Raw genomic sequence first — 16051 nt, 5'->3', positions numbered from 1 at the left:
TGGTTGGTTATGCTGGGTTTCAGGAATCGAGACGGCCAAGGACGATCGCGTCCTCGGCGTCCCAGGCGATCGGCACTGCGTCGCCGACGGCAACAGGCCTGGCGAAGAAGCTGGTGTCGTCGACGATCACCGTGAACTCCTCGATGCCGGCGCCATTGACCGAGAGCTTCACGGTCGAACCGCGGTACTCGACGTTTGCAATAATGCCGGTGAAGCCGAGCCCGGCTGCCGGCGGCTCGCCGATGCGCACGTGGTCGGTGCGAATGGCGATGTCGATGGGTTCCCCAGTCTCCCTGCCCTGCCCGCTGGCGACGAGCGTGACGCCGCCGGGCACATCGAAAACGACCATGCCGTCGCGACTGCCGGCGACGCGCCCGGAGATGACATTGTGGTCGCCCATGAAACGAGCGACGAAGGCCGTGGCCGGCCGCTCGAACACCGTGCGAGGGTGCGCCGCCTGCTCGATACGGCCGTCGTTCATCACCACGATCAGGTCGGCCAGCGCCATCGCCTCTTCCTGGCTGTGGGTGACGTGGACGAAAGTGATGCCGAGCGACGTCTGCAGCTTCTTCAGTTCGGCTCGCATGCGGATCTTCAGGAAAGGATCGAGCGCCGAAAGCGGTTCGTCGAGCAACAGCGCCTCGGGATCGGTGATCAATGCGCGCGCAAGAGCAACGCGCTGCTGCTGCCCGCCGGAAAGCTGCGCCGGGCGGCGGCTGGCATAGGCCTCCATCTGCATCAGCTTCAGCATGTCGAGTGCCTTGGCGCGGCGCTCCTCCTTGCCGACGCCTTTCATCTTCAGGCTGAAGGCGACATTGTCGATCAGGTCGAGATGCGGAAACAGTGCGTAGGACTGGAACATCATGGCAGTGCCGCGCCTGGCCGGCGGCAGGTCGGTGACCACTGTGTTGCCGAGACGCACGTCGCCACTCGATATGCTCTCGTGCCCGGCGATCATGCGCAGCGTCGAGGTCTTGCCACAGCCGGACGGACCGAGCAGGCAGCAATAGGTTCCCGCAGGGATTTTCAGGCTGATGCCTTCGACGGCAGTCGTCGCGCCATAGACTTTCGAAACGGACACAATGTCGATTTCGGCGGCTTTGGACATCCAGCTTCCCCTTTGGTCGGATTAGCCAAAGCATCATGCGTGCCAGTTGCGCGCCGCCGCACCAACCGACTGAATCCTCGAAGAAATCAGGGCCGCCTCTATATAGCTGCCGATACGTCACCCTTGTGCAATGCACAAATTATAGGCGATTGCCGCCGATCTTCGCAAAGATTGTATGCAATCTTTTTCATCTCTGTATTCACTTTGTCTCTCGTCCAAGCGATGCGATTCAGGGTAGAAGAACGCAGGACCACTGCCATGAACATTGCCGACCAGACCTTCCCTGCTATCGAGGCCGCCAACGAGGATCGCGCGCAGGCGATCCGCGACCAGTTGCGCGACGCGATCGTCGATCGCCGGCTGGCGCCGGGAACAAAGCTTTCCGAAGGCGAAGTCGGCACGCTGTTCGATGTCAGCCGCACCGTGGCGCGTGCGGCACTGCAGATGCTTTCCTTCGAGGGATTGGTGCGCACCGAGCGCAATCGCGGCGCCTTCGTCGCCAATCCGTCGCCGGAGGAAGCGCGGCAGGTTTTTGCTTCGCGCCGGCTCATCGAACCAGGCATCGCGATTGCCGCCGCCGGACGGATGACGCCGGCGCATGTCGCCGCGTTCAAGGCCCAGCTCGACGAAGAAGGCCGTTTCATCGCCGAACGCGGACCCAACGCAAGGCGATCGGAGATCAAGGCGTCGGGGGATTTTCACCTGCTTCTGGCGTCGGTCGCGGGAAACGTCATCCTGCAGCGCTTCATGGAGGAATTGGTCGCTCGTTCATCGCTGGTGATCGCACTCTATGGCCGCTCGGGTATCTCGAGCTGCGGCCACAACGAACACACGCAGATCCTCGAGGCGCTGGAAAATGGCAATGCCGAACGCGCCAGCGCGCTGATGCTGCACCACATCGACCATATCGAGGCCGACCTCGATCTGCGCGTCAGGAGCGGCCCGGCACTCAGGCAGGCGCTCGAGCTCTGAGATCGCGTCAACGCACGATCCTCACACACATCGGCGTGCCAATTTCGATGGATCGGCCGGTGTCGGTCAGCCGGCCGGTTGCGGCATCACGGGCGAAAATCGAGATGCGGTCGGCATTCTGGTTGGCCGAGAACAGATGGCCGCCCGAGGGCGTCAGTGCCAGATTGCGCGGCGTGGCGCCGCCGCAAGGCGTATAGCCCACAAGGGCAAGCCTGCCGGTTTGCTGGTCGATCGAAAACACCACTATGCTGTCATGGCCGCGGTTGGAGCCGTAGAGAAAGCGGCCGTCAGGCGAGATCTGGATGTCGGCGCAGTGATTGCCGTCGCGCGCCTCGGGCGGCACGGCCGGCTTGCTGTCGATCACCGTAAGCTTGCCTGATCCTTCGTCCAGCGCCAGCGAGACAACCGTCGAATCCAGCTCGTTCATGACGAACACGAAGCGACCGCCCGGATGCAGTGCGAGATGGCGCGGACCCGCGCCTGGCGCAAGCGCCGACTCGGCGAGCTTCGTCAGGCTGCCGTCTGAGCCGATGCGATAGGACACCAGCCGGTCGATGCCGAGGTCAGCGACGATCGCCATGCCGCCGGCAACCGTCTCGGTTACGCTATGGGCATGCGGCCGCTCCTGGCGGGCAGGATCTGGTCCGGTCCCGCTATGGGCAACGCTCGACAACGGCGCTGTCAGGCCGCCACTCTCACCCAACCCATAGACCACGACCGAGCGATCGGGGCCGCCCTCGCCCATGCCGTAATTGGCGACCAGCAGCTTCGTCCGGTCGCGCGTGATGGTGTTGTGCGCCGTGATGCTGCCCAGCGTCGGCTGCTTGTTGATGTAGGACAGCGTGGCGGTCTGCCTGTCGAAACGGTAGGCCGAGACCACCCCTTCGCGCCAGGTGAACACTTCTGAGTTGGCATAGATGTGGGAGCCGTCCGGCGTCACCGACAGGAAGGTGGGATTGTCGATGTCTCCCGTCTCGGCCAGTTTCTTCGTCTGCAGCGTCCCTTCGTCGAAACTGTAGACACCCAGCCCGATGCCGCGCGCGCCCTGAAAATACGGGGCGTCGCGATTGAGGCTGCCGACGAAAACCAGACAGGCATTCTGCATCACTTCCTCCCTTGTTCCGCCGGCATTGCCCCCGACGGAGCAGGCAAAATTTCGCCTGTTCACGCTTGCAACACAACCCCATATGTGAAAATACTATTCACAAAAGAAGATTGACGGGAGGATCGATCATGCATTTCGCTGGTCTGCGGCGCGCCCTGATGGACGATTCCCGCTCCCAGAGGAAGTCGTCGTGAGCGGTTTCGCGCCAACCGTGGGCGTGGCATCGACACACCCCGCCAACATGCCTAGGGATCACGCCGACCTTCCCGTCTGGAACGCCGAGAACTGGTTCTACGAAGACTGGCCGGTCGGCCAGAAGATCCGCTCGCTGCGCCGGACCATTGCCGAGGGCGACAGCCATCTCTTCAACACGCTGGTGCTCGACATCCATCCATACGTGCAGGACCAGATGTTCGCCGAGACGCAAGGCATTTTCGGCAAGCGGCTGGTGGCAGGGGCCTTCGTGTTCTCGGCCGGGCTCGGTCTCGTCGCCACCAATTGCATCAACGCCTTTTCGTATGGCTACGACAAATTGCGCTTCATCAAGCCGGTGTTCATAGGCGACACGATCTATTCGATCCGCTCCAACCTCGACAAGAAGCCAAAATACAAGGAAATGGGGCTGATCCGCGCCAGCTATGAAGTCTTCAAGGGTGAAGGCGAGCTCGTGCTTTATTGCGAGCACCTGCAGACGGTGAAGTACCGCAATCCGGCCGATTTCGCCGGCAAGACGGAGAAATAGGCAATGGCTGCCATTGCCGAACTGCCGCTGACCGGGCTCGTCGTTGTCGATATGAGCCAGTTCTTGTCCGGGCCTTACTGCTCGCTGCGACTGCTCGACCTCGGCGCTCGCGTCATCAAGATCGAACGGCCGGACGGCGGCGATCTGTCGCGCCGGCTCTATCTCAGCGACACCGAGATCGGCGGCGATTCCACCATTTTCCATGCGATCAACCGCGCCAAGGAAAGCCTTGCCATCGACTTGAAGGACGAGGCCGACCTTGCGGCGCTGCGCGGCCTGCTGGCCAAGGCCGACGTGCTGATCCAGAATTTCAGGCCCGGCGTCATCGAACGCCTGGGCTTCGATTACGAGGCGGTGCGCAAGATCAATCCGCGCCTGGTCTATGCCTCGATCAGCGGCTATGGCGAGGAAGGCCCGTGGGTCAAGCGGCCCGGGCAGGATCTGCTGGCGCAGGCCCGCTCCGGCGTGATGTGGCTGAACGGCGACGAGGACCAAGGGCCGGTGCCCTTCGGCCTGGCGATCGCCGACATGCTGGCGGGTTCCGCCGCCGCGCAAGGCATCCTCGCCGCACTGGTGCGGCGCGGCGTGACCGGCAAGGGCAGCCATGTCGAGACCAGCCTGCTCGAAGCGCTGGTCGACTTCCAGTTCGAGGTGCTGACCACGCATCTCAATGACGGGCGCCGGCTGCCGCGGCGGTCGAGCTTCCGCAGCGCGCACGCCTATCTCTCGGCGCCCTACGGCGTCTATCCGGCCAAGGGCGGCTATCTGGCGATCGCCATGACGCCGATCTCGAAACTCGCCGATCTCCTCGGGCTCGAGGAGCTTGCGCCCTATCGTGACCAGCCGTCGACCTGGTTCACCGCCCGCGACGAGATCAAGGCGATCATCGGGCAAAAGATCGCAACGAAGACGGTCGACGAATGGCTTGCCATTCTCGAGCCTGCCGACATCTGGTGCGCCAAGGTTTTGGCCTGGCCGGAAATGATGGCCAGCGAAGGCTTCCAGGTCCTCGACATGCTGCAGACGGTGACGCGCGAGGATGACGTTTCGATCCTCACCACGCGCTCGCCGCTCAGGGTCGACGGCATCCGCGCCAAGGTCGAGCGGGCCGCGCCGCGCATCGGCGAGCACAGCGCGAAGATCCGCAAGGAGTTCGGGCTGTGAGCGACGTCACGCTCAAAGGCATGACCTGGAGCCATCCGCGTGGCTATGACCCGATGGTCGCCTGTTCGGCGCTGTGGACGGAACGGACCGGCGTCACTATCGAATGGGACAAGCGCTCGCTGCAGGATTTCGAATCCTTCCCGGTCGAGGAACTGGCCCGTGCCTACGACCTGATCGTCGTCGACCATCCGCATGTCGGCCAGATCACCGCCGAGAATTGCCTGACGCCGCTCGATGTCGCCGGCCGGGAAGCCGAACGCGCGGCACTTGCGGCGGGCAGTGTCGGCCGGTCCTATCCGAGCTACAACTGGCAAGGCCGGCAGTGGGCGTTTCCGATCGACGCGGCCAGCCAGGTGCAGGCATGGCGGCCCGACATGCTTTCGGCTGCGCCGGCGAGCTGGGCCGATGCCCTCGATCTGGCCCGGCAAGGCCACGTGCTGTTGCCGCTCAGGCCGCCGCATTCGCTGATGGTGTTCTACACGCTTGCCGGCAATCTCGGCCGGCCCGCCGGTGAAGGCCCTGGCGACCATGTGGATCCGGCAACGGGCAAGCAGGTCTTTGAGATGATGCGCGAGATCGCAGCCCTCGTCGACCCGGCCTGTCTTGGCATGGATCCGATCGCGGTTCTGAAGCAAATGGCCGGATCCGGCTCGCGGATCGCCTGCGCGCCGCTGATCTATGGCTATGTCTCCTATGCCATCGCCGGGTTTCGACCCAACCGCCTGGCTTTCGCGGATATCCCGGCCGCTGGCAATGCCGGCCCCAAAGGCTCGGCGCTCGGCGGGACCGGCATCGCCGTGTCGGCCTTCTCGAAGGCCGGACAGGAAGCAATCGACTTCGCCTACTGGATCGCCAGCGGTGACGTGCAGCGCGGCCCTTACGCCTCGGCCGGCGGCCAGCCCGGCCATGCGGCAGCCTGGGCGGATGCCGCCGTCAACGCCGCCGCCGGCAATTTCTACAAGGACACGCGGGCCACGCTCGAAGGTGCCTGGGTGAGGCCGCGGCACGACGGCTACATGGCGTTCCAGCAGGCGGCGTCCGATCGCATCAATCTCGGCCTGAGCGAAAGGCACAATGCCGCTCGCGTCGTTGCCGATCTCAATCGCCTGTTTCGGGAGAGCCTTTCGACGCAGGTGTCCGGCATTGCCGGCGGAGGAGCCTGAAAACAAGCGAACGGAGGAGAACATGAACAGCCTGATCCGCGGCCTTATGGCCGCAACCGCACTTGTATCGGTCACGACCATAGCCTGCGCTCAAGACGTTTCGGGCGTGATTGCTGGATTGCCGACCGAACTGAAGGCGCAATATGACGGCGCGCCGCAAAAGGTGCTGCCGTCGGCCTGGGATAATTTCACGCCGCCGCCAAAGCCATGGAAATGGTGCCACTCCGAGTCCTACCAGGGCAATCCGTGGCGCGTCACCGTGACCAAGGAGTTGAAGCGGCTGGTCGACGGCCTGATCGCCGACGGCACCGTGGCGAGCTTCGAGGTGTCGGATTCCAACAACGACGCCAGTCAGCAGATCAACCAGATCCGCGCCTTCATCGACAAGAAATGCTCGATCATCACCTCGATCCCCGGCTCGGCGACGGCGCTGGACGATGCCATCGATGCCGCAGCCAAAGCCGGCATCCCCTTCATCACGGCAGCTGGGTCGGTGACCAGCGCGAATGCGATCAATGTCGATTCCAACTATGCGCGCTGGGGCTACGACATGATGACGGCGATCGGCAAAGCAATGCCGGACGGCGGCAGCGTGCTTCTGGTCGAAGGCATTGCCGGTCACCCGATCGTCGTGCAGGAGCGCCAGGGCGGCGACAAGGCGCTGGCTGAGAATCCGAAGCTGACGGTCTCGCGCAGCGTCAACGGCAATTGGACGGCCAACGTCACCAAGACGGCGGTGCTGCAGGCAATCGCCACCAATCCGGCGCCGATCGATGCAGTGTGGACGACGGGCAGCGAAAGCCGCGTCGTCGCCGAGGCCTTTGCCGAGGCCGGCCGCCCTGCCCCGCTGATCACCGGCTCGATCACCGGCAATGCGCTCGGCTACTGGAAGGCCAATCCCGACAAATACCGCTTCGAAGGCCATGCGGTTCTGCCGCACTGGACGGCCGAGACGCTGTTTCGTGTCGGGGCGCGCATGCTGGATGGGCAGAAGCCCAAGCTCAACACGCTGCTGATCCCGATTCCGCCGGTGCACAATGCCGACCTCGGCGCCTGGTACAAGGACTGCATGACGCCGGACGCCGTCTCGATCTTCCCGGTCCCGCCGAAGGATCCGATGCCGGAGGAATGGCTCGATGCCTACTTCGCCAATCCGGCACCGACCAAGGGCTGGGATTATTCGAAGGTGCCGGACGCCTGCGCCAAGTAGGACACGAAGGCCGGCTCCGCACGGGCGGTGCCGGCTTTCTCCATCAGGATTGCTCATGCTGGAAGTCCAGGCCATCTCGAAACGCTACGGCGAAACGATTGCGCTGGCCAATGCCTCCATCGCATTCCGCGCCGGCACGATCCACACCATCCTGGGCGAGAACGGTTCGGGCAAGAGCACCCTGGTCAAGCTGCTGTCGGGGATCGTGCAGCAGGACAGCGGCGCGATCCTGCTCGACGGAGCGCCCTTTACCGGCCTCTCGCCGGCGGCGTTCCAGACCGCCGGGTTGGCCACCGTGTTCCAGGAAGTGCTGATCGCGCCTGACCGTTCGGTGACGGACAACATCCTGCTCGGCCTCGACGGCCTGCTGACGCGCACCGTGCCGCGTGCCGAGCGGCGGCAACACGCGCAAGCGGTGCTGAAGCGCTTCGCGGTGACCGAGATCCCGCTCGACCAGTTGGCCGGGCAATTGCCGCTTGCGGTTCAGCAATTGGTAGTGCTCGCCCGCGCCGTGGTGCGCAGCCCGCGCATTCTCATCCTCGACGAGGTTACAGCGGCGCTCGACTTTGCCGATCGCGAGGCGGTCTTTGCCATGATGCGCAAGCTTGCCTCCGAAGGCTGCCTGATCCTGTTCATCACCCATCGCATGGACGAGGTGATGTCGCTTTCGGACCGGATTTCCGTGCTGCGCGGCGGCAGCGTGGTGACGACTGAGGAACGCGGCACGTCCACCGCATCCGAACTTCTCAGAGCGATGGCGCCACGCACGGCGGCGGAGCTGGCGCATGGCTGATCGCGCCAGGCTTTCGGTGCGTGGCCTGGTGATCGCGCCGGGCGCAAGCCCCATGACGCAAACCATTGCGCCGGGCGAGATCGTCGGCCTTGCCGGCCTCGACGGCCATGGTCAGGAGCGCTTCCTGAAAGTACTGGCCGGGCTGGAACAGCCGGCCGGCGGTGACGTGACCATCGACACATCAAACGGTGCCCGCGCAATTACCAGCTTCCACAAGGCGGTCGCCAGCGGCATCGCCTATCTGCCGCGCGACCGGCGGGCCACCGGCATCTTTCCGACCCAATCGGTACTCGACAATTTTGCCGTCTCGACGCTGTCGCGCGACATGCGTTTCGGTCTGCTCAGCTTCGCCGCGCGGCGGCAGCGCTATGAACGCTATCGGGACAGACTGTCGATCATCGCGCCACGGCCGGACGCCCCCATCACCACGCTTTCCGGCGGCAATCAGCAGAAGGTGCTGCTGGCCCGCGCATTGGCGCTGGAACCGGCGATCCTGCTCCTCAATGATCCGACGCGCGGTGTCGACGTGGCGACGCGCCATGTCCTCTACGATGTGTTTCGTCGACTGGCGGCGGACGGCATGGCTCTGGTCATCCTGTCGAGCGAGATCGAGGAGATCCTCCTGCTTTGCCATCGCGTGCTGGTGTTCCGCGAACAGCAGGTGGCGGCTGAAATCACCGGAGACGCGATGAAAAGCGATACGGTGATCGCCGCCATGTTCGGACGCGCCACATGAGCGGCTTGCGGCGCATGGCGGCGAGATGGCGCGGCGCGGGCTTTGCGGCAGTGCTGTTGGTGATCCTGATCGCGGTCAATCTGCTGCTCAATCCGGCGCGCCTTCATCCTGCCGCCTGGGGCACGCTGATCGGGCTCGCCGCACCGCTGATCGGCGCAGCGCTCGCCTCGGCTCCCGTGATCCTCGCCGGGCGCGGCGGCATCGATATTTCCGTCGGGCCATTGATGGGCTTCGTCAATGCGATGGTGATCCAGCTGCTGTTTCTCAAGCTCGGCATATCTTCGCCGCTGGTCATCGTGCCGGCGGCGCTTCTGATCGGCGCGATCGTTGGCGCCGCCAACGGCTTTCTGGCGACCATCGTCCGCATCCAGCCGATCGTTGCGACGCTCGGCACCTATCTGATCCTCACCGGCATGACGCTGACCATCCTGCCGGCGCCGATCGGCCCGGCGCCGGGCTGGCTGAAGGCAATGGCCGGACCCTGGTCGGCGCTGCCGCTGGCGTTGATCTTCCTGTTCTGGTGGCTGGTGCGGCAGACGCCCTATTACGACCAGTTGATGGCGGTGGGCAGCGACGACCGCGCCGCCTACACGGCCGGCGTTCAGGTCACCAAAGTGCGTTTCATCGCCTATGTCATGACCGGCATACTCGCCGCCTGCGCGGGCCTGATGCTGACCGCGCTGATCGGTTCGGCCGACCCCAATATCGGGCCGACCTACACGCTGATCGCGATTGCCGCGGTGGCGCTCGGCGGCGTCAGCCTCGCCGGCGGGCGCTGCGGTCTCGCCGGGGCCGCCATCGGCGCTGTCGACATCTTCCTGTTGCAGAGCGTGCTGACCGCCTTCAACGTCTCCACCTATGTGCTGCAGATCGCCTATGGCGCGATCCTAGTTGTGGCCGTCATCATGACGGCGTTGCAGGAACGGCTCTCGGGAGGGAAAGGCTGAGACGCATGCGCCAGACCTGGTTCCAATCCGCCAATGCCCGTGTCGCCGGTGCCTTTGCGGTCGCTGTCGCCTTGCATATCCTTGGCACCTTGCTCATCCCGGGCTACTCCCAGCCGTTCGCCATCCGGGCGCTGCTGGTGATCGCCTCGCTGCTGGCGGTGGCATCGATCGGCCAGACCCTCGTCGTAATCCTCGGCGGTATCGATCTGTCGATCCCCTTCATCATCGGCTTTGCCAATGTCGTTGCCGCACAGCTCTACGGCGTCGGCTGGAATTTTGCTCTTGTCTGCGCAGTCGTCGTCGCGCTCGCCATACTGATCGGGGCGCTGAACGGCCTGATCTCGCGTGGGCTCGATATCCACCCGCTGATCGTCACGCTCGGCACTGGCATGATCGTGCAAGGTGCCGTCCTGTTGTGGACCGGTGGCTTTCCATCCGGATCGGCGCCTGCCGCGGTTTCCGCCTTCGTTTCGATCGGCGGTTCGGTCGGACCGCTGCCGGTGCCGGGGCTGGTGCCATGCGTCGCGGTGCTGACCTTGCTGGTGGCGCTGGTGCTGGCGCGCACGCCATACGGCCGCCGTCTCTACGCTCTAGGCAGCAATCCAGGTGCTGCGCCGCTGGCGCTGATCGATCCGGTCCGCATGTGGACGGTCACCTATGCCGCGAGTGCCTTCTTCGCCGCCGCGGCCGGCGTGCTGCTGCTCGGCTTCACCGGCTCTGCCTATGGCGATGTCGGCCAGCCCTATCTGTTCCAGACGATCGCGGCCGTGGTGGTCGGCGGCGCCGCCCTTGTCGGCGGCCGCGGCAGCTATTTCGGCACCATTGCCGGCGTGCTGGTGCTGACGGAGATCAACACACTGCTGATCGGCCTCGGCTTCCGGCCCTCGACCGTGCAGGCGGCACTTGGCCTGGTTATCGTGCTCCTGGTTTCGCTCTACGGTCGCGAGCGGCACGTGTCGGCGACGATCTGAGGCCACCTATTCGTTTTAGCCGCATTTGTGCGACGCCCGATTCCACTTGGCTGCAAAATGCTCTACAAACTCCACAGCCGCTTGGCGTTGCCGGACAGCAGTTGCTGCCGTTCATCGGTGCTGGTGCCGGCAAGCAGCGCATGCGTTGCCGCAATCCAGGTCGCAAGCCCGCCGCCGAGCGTGCAGACCGGCCAGTCGCTGCCCCAGACGACGCGATCCCAGCCGAAGCATTCGATGGTGTGCTCGACATAGGAACGAAGCGTTTCGACAGTCCAGGATCCGGCATCCGCATAGGCGACCACACCGGAAATTTTGCCGACGACGTTCGGGCGCCGCGCGATCCCCGCCATGTGCTCGCGCCAGGGGTGCTCGGCACCACCCTTGATGTCGGGCACGCCACAATGGTCGAGCACGAACTGCACATCCGGCGCGAGGTCGGCGAGTGCAATCGCCTTGGGGATCTGGTGCGGCAGAACGACAAGTTCGAAGGTCAGGCCGGTGCCGGCAAGCCGCTTGATGTTTTCACGAAACAGCGCGCCCTCCGAAAGCTCGTCCGGCATGACGTGCAGCACGCGGCGAAAGCCTTTGACGAAAGGATCGGCGCGCTGGCGCTCGAGATAGGCGGCAAAGCCTGGCTCTTCCGGACGGCAGGAGGCAATCGCTCCCCTCAGCAGAGTGCCCTTTTGCTGCGACAGCGCTTTGACATGGCCGGTTTCGGCCTCGATGTCGGCTGGATCGACATCGACTTCCATGTGCAACGCGCCCTCGATGCCAGCCCGGCGCGCCTGGAGTGCATATTCGTCGTAGGAGAAATCGCGGTTGAGCGTCGGCACGCCGAAGAGCCAGGGGTAGCGCAACGCGGACTGGTCGATCAGGTGCAGATGGGTGTCGAAGATCATGGTGGCGCGCTCCTCCTTGGCGACTTCGAGATCATCTCACGGAGAAATTCTTCATTCAAATAAGAATTCATCTTGATTGCTTGACGGTCGATCCCGCCAGTTGCGACAGCTTTTCGGTCGCTGCCAGCAGCAGCTCAATCGTCCTCGTAATGTCGGGCGCCTTGGGTGCGTTGACCAGGGTTATGTAGGGGATCGACAGCGCGGCGATCGCCTTGCCGTCCGAGCCGAGAACCGGTGTCGACAGGTTGAAGACACCGGCGGTCTGCATCGATGCCATCATCTCGTAGCCGCGTTCCCGGATCTGGTCGAGGCGGGCAAAGAACTCCGGCGATTGCGGTGGCTTGTCGGTGCTGCGCAGATGTTCTGAAATCATCATCTGCCGCTCTTCCGGCGGGCGGAACGCCAGCAACACATGGCCGGAGCCGGTGTCGAACAGGCTGATATGCGAGCCGACGCGGATGGAGATGCCCCAGTAATCCGGCGCTTCCTGCTGTGCAATCACCACGGCGGAGCCGCGATCGAAAACGACAAGCTGGTTTGCCTGCTGCGAGGTTTCGGCTAGCTCACGCATCAGCGGCGTCGCATAGGAAACCAGCCGCCGCACCGGCGCGTGCAACTGCGCCAAGCCAAACAGCTTGAGTGTCAGCGAATAACGGTCGCCGTCAGGCCGCGTGACGTAGCCACGCCGCACCAGCCGGTCCAGCATGCGGTAGAACTCGTTCGGGCTGCGGTCGAGCTTCTTGGCGATTTCCGCCTGCGTCAGGCCGCCATCGACGCCGGCCAGCAGCTCGAGAATGTCGAGCCCCTTGTCCAACGCCGGGGCTCGATAGCGGTCGTCTTCGTCGTCCTCTGCCATTGGGCTTCTCCAGTGAATTTCACCTTTCATATACGCATAACGGCATTGCTTCCGGAAGAACTTTCGGCTTGACGATCCTATAAATGTTTTGTTTGTATATGAATGAAGCTGCCGATCAGCCCTCGCTATGGATCGACGCAGACTCTTGGGAGGATACCAATGACGAAACTGTTTTGCGGCCTGTCGGCCGGCGTAACGCTGCTCGCACTGGGTGCGAGTGCCCTTGCTGCCGACCTGCCCGGCAAATTCGACGGCGTCACCATCGACGCCAAGCTGATCGGCGGCCAGCAATATGAAGGGCTGTACGCACGCATCGGCGAATGGGAAAAACTGACCGGCGCCAAGGTCAACGTGATCTCGAAGAAAAACCACTTCGAGCTCGACAAGGAAATCAAGTCGGACATCGCCTCCGGCAGCATCAACTGGTGCGTTGGGTCGAACCACTCGTCCTTCGCGCCGCAATATCCTGATATCTACACCGATCTCAACAAGCTGCTGCCGAAGGAGGAGATCGACGCCTTCGTGCCGTCGACGATCAAGGCCTCGACGCTCGACGACAAGCTGGTGATGCTGCCGCGCGCGCAGTTCGACGTCTCGGCGCTCTACTACCAGAAGAGCCTCTACCAGGACGAAGCCAAGAAGGCCGCCTACAAGGCCAAGTACGGCAAGGAACTGACACCGCCCGACACCTGGGACGAGGTCGCCCAGCAGGCGGAATTCTTCGCCAGCCCGCCCGATTTCTACGGTACCCAGTTCGCCGGCAAGGAAGAGGCGATCAACGGCCGCTTTTACGAGATGCTCATCGCCGACGGCGGCGAATACCTCGACAAGGATGGCAAGCCGGCCTTCAACTCGGAAGCCGGCGTGCACGCGCTCGACTGGTTCGTCAATCTCTATAAGGCCAAGGCGGTGCCGGCCGGCACCACCAACTATCTGTGGGACGATCTCGGCCAGGGCTTTGCCTCGGGCACCGTCGCCATCAACCTCGACTGGCCGGGCTGGGCAGGCTTCTTCAACGATCCGAAGTCGTCGAAGGTCGCCGGCAATGTCGGCGTGAAGGTGGCGCCGAAGGGATCGGCCGGCATTCGCACCGGCTGGTCGGGGCACCACGGATTTTCGGTCACCGAGAACTGCGCCAGCAAGGAGGCTGCGGCGTCGCTGGTCTGGTTCCTGACCAATGAGGACAGCCAGAAGCTCGAGGCGGCAAGCGGCCCACTGCCGACCCGCACGGCGGTGTGGGACTGGGATATCCAGCAGGCGGCCAGCGATCCTTACAAGAAGGAAGTGCTGGCGGCTTTCCAGGAGGAGGCAAAGCACGCTTTTGCCGTGCCGCAGACACCTGAATGGATCGAAATCTCCAACGCCGTCTATCCCGAATTGCAGGCCGCCATCCTCGGCGACAAGACCTCCAAGCAGGCGCTGGACGACGCTGCCGCCAAGGCCACCCAGATCCTCGAGGACGCCGGCAAGCTTTGACCATTTTCCCAAGGGGGCGCCGCGCTCATCGAAGAGCGGCGCCCCCGAACTTTTTTCGGACCATGCGCAATACGCTTTGTCTTGATCCCGGCTGGCCGATGGCGGCCTTCGGTGTCCGGGCACCAACCAGAACCGGATCGCCATGAAAGGCTGGAGACCTTCGCCGCCATTGCTGCTCCTGCTGCCGGCGGTGATCGTGCTGGCGGCGGTGGTGGTGGTGCCGTTGCTGTTATCGCTCTACTCCAGCTTCACACCGTTCCGGCTGACCAGGCCGGAGACGTTCTGGGTCTTCATCGGCGCGCGCAACTACGTCGCCATCCTGACCAGCCGCGCTTTCTGGGTCGCCTTTGCCCGCACCGTGGTGCTGCTGACGGTGGCGCTCAACCTGGAAATGCTGATCGGGCTCGGGCTGGCACTGCTGGTGGAGAAGGCATCGCGCGGCCAGCGGATCCTGCGCACCATCATGATGTTTCCGATGATGTTTTCGCCGATCCTCGTCGGCTTCCAGTTCAAATTCATGTTCAACGACAATATCGGCCTGGTGAACAATGCCCTGCAGGGGCTCGGCCTTACCGACCGCGCCATCCCGTGGCTGATCGACGGCAATCTCGCCTTCATCGCCATCCTGACCGCCGAGATCTGGTCGTCGACCTCGGTGTTCGCGATCCTGATCCTGGCCGGGCTGCTGGCGATGCCGCGCGAACCGGTCGAGGCAGCCCGCGTCGACGGCTGCACGCCGTGGCAGACATTCCGCTATGTCACCTGGCCGTTCGTCATGCCGTTTGCCTTCATCGCCATGACCATCCGCTCACTCGACGTCGCGCGCGCCTATGACATCGTAAAGATCATGACCGACGGCGGCCCCGCCGGCCGCACCGAACTGGTCTGGACGCTGGTCGCCCGCACCGCCTACAGCGACGCCAGGATGGGAATGGCCAATGCCATGGCCTATTTCTCTATCCTGCTGTCGATCCTGTTCACCGTCTATTTCTACCGCAAGCTCGCCGCAGCGCGCACGCAGATCGCGGCGGAGTGGTGAGGATGGACCAGAACAGCCTGCATCGCGTCGGCAACAAAGCGCTCGGAATCGTTCACGGCATCGGACTGTTCCTGGCCATGCTGGTCATCTGCCTGCCCGGCATCTGGATCGTGCTGTCGTCACTGCGGCCGACCGTCGAAATCATGGCCAAGCCGCCGGTGTGGATCCCGCAGCAACTCTCGCTCGACGCCTACATCGCCATGTTCAGCGGCGTCGGCCAGGGCGGCATTCCGGTGCTCGACTACTTCCGCAATTCGCTGATCATCTCGGTGACCTCGACGGTGATCGCCATCGTCATCGGCATGGCCGGCGGCTACGCCTTTGCGCGCTACCGCTTTCGCGCCAAGTCGGCGATGTTCCTCGGCCTGATGCTGACGCGCACGGTGCCCGGCATCGCGCTGTCGCTGCCGCTGTTCTTCGTCTTTGCGCGGCTCGGCATCATCGACACGCATTTCGGGCTGATCCTGGTCTATGTCGCGCTCAACGTGCCGTTCACCGTCTGGCTGATCGACGGCTTTTTCCGCCAGGTGCCGAAAGATCTCGCCGAAGCCGCGCAGATCGACGGCTGCACGCGCTGGCAGGCCTTCTGGCAGGTCGAGTTTCCACTCGCCGGGCCCGGCATCGCCTCGGCCGGCATCTTTGCCTTCCTCACCTCCTGGAACGAGTTTGCGCTCGCTTCGCAGCTGACGCGCTCGATCAATTCCAAGACGCTGCCGGTCGGCCTGCTCGACTACACGGCCGAGTTCACCATCGACTGGCGCGGCATGTGCGCGCTCGCCGTGGTCATGATCATACCGGCGCTCACGCTTACCTTCATCGTCCAGAAACACCTCGTCGGCGGCCTCACTTCGGGCGCGGTGAAAGGCTGAC

Annotated in this window: 16 protein-coding genes; 12 read left to right on the top strand and 4 right to left on the bottom strand. The window is 63.9% G+C overall.

The window, feature by feature from the left end; all coding sequences use genetic code 11:
• Window positions 1–19: 19 nt before the first annotated feature.
• Window positions 20–1108, bottom strand: coding sequence for an ABC transporter ATP-binding protein (locus tag NKI18_RS10890; protein WP_352614991.1), 1089 nt, complete (start codon window positions 1106–1108; stop codon window positions 20–22).
• A 258-nt stretch (window positions 1109–1366) separates the two neighbouring features.
• On the opposite strand from NKI18_RS10890, the gene NKI18_RS10885 reads away from it, so the two are divergent.
• The gene (locus NKI18_RS10885) at window positions 1367–2080 is read left to right on the top strand and encodes a GntR family transcriptional regulator (RefSeq protein WP_352614990.1); all 714 of its coding nucleotides are present in this window, start codon (window positions 1367–1369) and stop codon (window positions 2078–2080) included.
• Window positions 2081–2087: 7 nt separating this feature from the next.
• Here the strand turns inward: NKI18_RS10885 and NKI18_RS10880 are convergent, their stop codons facing one another.
• Window positions 2088–3185, bottom strand: a complete 1098-nt coding sequence (locus NKI18_RS10880; RefSeq protein WP_352614988.1) for a lactonase family protein — start codon at window positions 3183–3185, stop codon at window positions 2088–2090.
• A gap of 190 nt (window positions 3186–3375) precedes the next feature.
• On the opposite strand from NKI18_RS10880, the gene NKI18_RS10875 reads away from it, so the two are divergent.
• The 8 genes from NKI18_RS10875 to NKI18_RS10840 are packed head-to-tail and all read left to right on the top strand — an operon-like array spanning window position 3376 to window position 10911.
• On the top strand, window positions 3376–3927 hold the full coding sequence (locus tag NKI18_RS10875; protein WP_352455282.1) for a MaoC family dehydratase: 552 nt from the start codon (window positions 3376–3378) through the stop codon (window positions 3925–3927).
• A 3-nt stretch (window positions 3928–3930) separates the two neighbouring features.
• Window positions 3931–5091: a CaiB/BaiF CoA transferase family protein gene (locus NKI18_RS10870; RefSeq protein ID WP_352614986.1), complete on the top strand. Its 1161-nt coding sequence runs from the start codon at window positions 3931–3933 to the stop codon at window positions 5089–5091.
• Between the two features lie 20 nt (window positions 5092–5111).
• A complete protein-coding gene (locus NKI18_RS10865; RefSeq protein WP_352615299.1) occupies window positions 5112–6254 on the top strand; it encodes an extracellular solute-binding protein in 1143 nt (380 codons plus the stop codon).
• A gap of 22 nt (window positions 6255–6276) precedes the next feature.
• Window positions 6277–7464: an ABC transporter substrate-binding protein gene (locus NKI18_RS10860; protein ID WP_353019687.1), complete on the top strand. Its 1188-nt coding sequence runs from the start codon at window positions 6277–6279 to the stop codon at window positions 7462–7464.
• Between the two features lie 55 nt (window positions 7465–7519).
• The gene (locus NKI18_RS10855; protein ID WP_352614982.1) at window positions 7520–8257 is read left to right on the top strand and encodes an ATP-binding cassette domain-containing protein; all 738 of its coding nucleotides are present in this window, start codon (window positions 7520–7522) and stop codon (window positions 8255–8257) included.
• Complete coding sequence (locus NKI18_RS10850) at window positions 8250–8993, top strand: ATP-binding cassette domain-containing protein (RefSeq protein WP_352614980.1); 744 nt, start codon at window positions 8250–8252, stop codon at window positions 8991–8993. The genes NKI18_RS10855 and NKI18_RS10850 overlap by 8 nt, the downstream gene beginning before the upstream one ends.
• On the top strand, window positions 8990–9940 hold the full coding sequence (locus NKI18_RS10845; RefSeq protein ID WP_353019682.1) for an ABC transporter permease: 951 nt from the start codon (window positions 8990–8992) through the stop codon (window positions 9938–9940). Before NKI18_RS10850 ends, NKI18_RS10845 begins: the two co-directional genes overlap by 4 nt.
• A gap of 5 nt (window positions 9941–9945) precedes the next feature.
• Window positions 9946–10911 (top strand): ABC transporter permease, encoded by a 966-nt coding sequence (locus NKI18_RS10840; RefSeq protein WP_352614976.1) that lies wholly within the window; start codon window positions 9946–9948, stop codon window positions 10909–10911.
• 62 nt (window positions 10912–10973) lie between these two features.
• Here NKI18_RS10840 and NKI18_RS10835 read toward each other — a convergent pair whose 3' ends face one another.
• Both NKI18_RS10835 and NKI18_RS10830 read right to left on the bottom strand, forming a co-directional pair.
• Window positions 10974–11810, bottom strand: a complete 837-nt coding sequence (locus tag NKI18_RS10835) for an amidohydrolase family protein (RefSeq protein ID WP_352614974.1) — start codon at window positions 11808–11810, stop codon at window positions 10974–10976.
• A gap of 67 nt (window positions 11811–11877) precedes the next feature.
• The gene (locus NKI18_RS10830; RefSeq protein WP_352614972.1) at window positions 11878–12666 is read right to left on the bottom strand and encodes an IclR family transcriptional regulator; all 789 of its coding nucleotides are present in this window, start codon (window positions 12664–12666) and stop codon (window positions 11878–11880) included.
• A 159-nt stretch (window positions 12667–12825) separates the two neighbouring features.
• Between NKI18_RS10830 and NKI18_RS10825 the strand changes: the two genes are divergently transcribed.
• The 3 genes from NKI18_RS10825 (at window position 12826) to NKI18_RS10815 (ending at window position 16050) form a co-directional block, all read left to right on the top strand.
• Complete coding sequence (locus NKI18_RS10825) at window positions 12826–14142, top strand: type 2 periplasmic-binding domain-containing protein (protein WP_352472912.1); 1317 nt, start codon at window positions 12826–12828, stop codon at window positions 14140–14142.
• Window positions 14143–14284: 142 nt separating this feature from the next.
• A complete protein-coding gene (locus tag NKI18_RS10820) occupies window positions 14285–15181 on the top strand; it encodes a carbohydrate ABC transporter permease (RefSeq protein WP_352614970.1) in 897 nt (298 codons plus the stop codon).
• A gap of 2 nt (window positions 15182–15183) precedes the next feature.
• Window positions 15184–16050, top strand: coding sequence for a carbohydrate ABC transporter permease (locus NKI18_RS10815; RefSeq protein WP_352465970.1), 867 nt, complete (start codon window positions 15184–15186; stop codon window positions 16048–16050).
• The last annotated feature ends 1 nt before the right edge of the window (window position 16051 follow it).

This window comes from Mesorhizobium sp. M0800, from assembly GCF_040320095.1.
GTDB lineage: Bacteria > Pseudomonadota > Alphaproteobacteria > Rhizobiales > Rhizobiaceae > Mesorhizobium.
This window is presented reverse-complemented; position numbering and strand designations above follow the sequence as displayed.

Excerpts from the sequence above, each read along its gene's own strand:
- NKI18_RS10845 (WP_353019682.1), top strand. The coding sequence starts at position 8,990 with ATGAGCGGCTTGCGGCGCATGGCGGCGAGATGGCGCGGCGCGGGCTTT.
- NKI18_RS10860 (WP_353019687.1), top strand. The coding sequence starts at position 6,277 with ATGAACAGCCTGATCCGCGGCCTTATGGCCGCAACCGCACTTGTATCG.
- NKI18_RS10850 (WP_352614980.1), top strand. The coding sequence starts at position 8,250 with ATGGCTGATCGCGCCAGGCTTTCGGTGCGTGGCCTGGTGATCGCGCCG.
- NKI18_RS10885 (WP_352614990.1), top strand. The coding sequence starts at position 1,367 with ATGAACATTGCCGACCAGACCTTCCCTGCTATCGAGGCCGCCAACGAG.
- NKI18_RS10880 (WP_352614988.1), bottom strand. The coding sequence starts at position 3,185 with ATGCAGAATGCCTGTCTGGTTTTCGTCGGCAGCCTCAATCGCGACGCC.
- NKI18_RS10855 (WP_352614982.1), top strand. The coding sequence starts at position 7,520 with ATGCTGGAAGTCCAGGCCATCTCGAAACGCTACGGCGAAACGATTGCG.
- NKI18_RS10890 (WP_352614991.1), bottom strand. The coding sequence starts at position 1,108 with ATGTCCAAAGCCGCCGAAATCGACATTGTGTCCGTTTCGAAAGTCTAT.
- NKI18_RS10835 (WP_352614974.1), bottom strand. The coding sequence starts at position 11,810 with ATGATCTTCGACACCCATCTGCACCTGATCGACCAGTCCGCGTTGCGC.
- NKI18_RS10830 (WP_352614972.1), bottom strand. The coding sequence starts at position 12,666 with ATGGCAGAGGACGACGAAGACGACCGCTATCGAGCCCCGGCGTTGGAC.
- NKI18_RS10815 (WP_352465970.1), top strand. The coding sequence starts at position 15,184 with ATGGACCAGAACAGCCTGCATCGCGTCGGCAACAAAGCGCTCGGAATC.
- NKI18_RS10870 (WP_352614986.1), top strand. The coding sequence starts at position 3,931 with ATGGCTGCCATTGCCGAACTGCCGCTGACCGGGCTCGTCGTTGTCGAT.
- NKI18_RS10820 (WP_352614970.1), top strand. The coding sequence starts at position 14,285 with ATGAAAGGCTGGAGACCTTCGCCGCCATTGCTGCTCCTGCTGCCGGCG.
- NKI18_RS10865 (WP_352615299.1), top strand. The coding sequence starts at position 5,112 with ATGACCTGGAGCCATCCGCGTGGCTATGACCCGATGGTCGCCTGTTCG.
- NKI18_RS10840 (WP_352614976.1), top strand. The coding sequence starts at position 9,946 with ATGCGCCAGACCTGGTTCCAATCCGCCAATGCCCGTGTCGCCGGTGCC.
- NKI18_RS10825 (WP_352472912.1), top strand. The coding sequence starts at position 12,826 with ATGACGAAACTGTTTTGCGGCCTGTCGGCCGGCGTAACGCTGCTCGCA.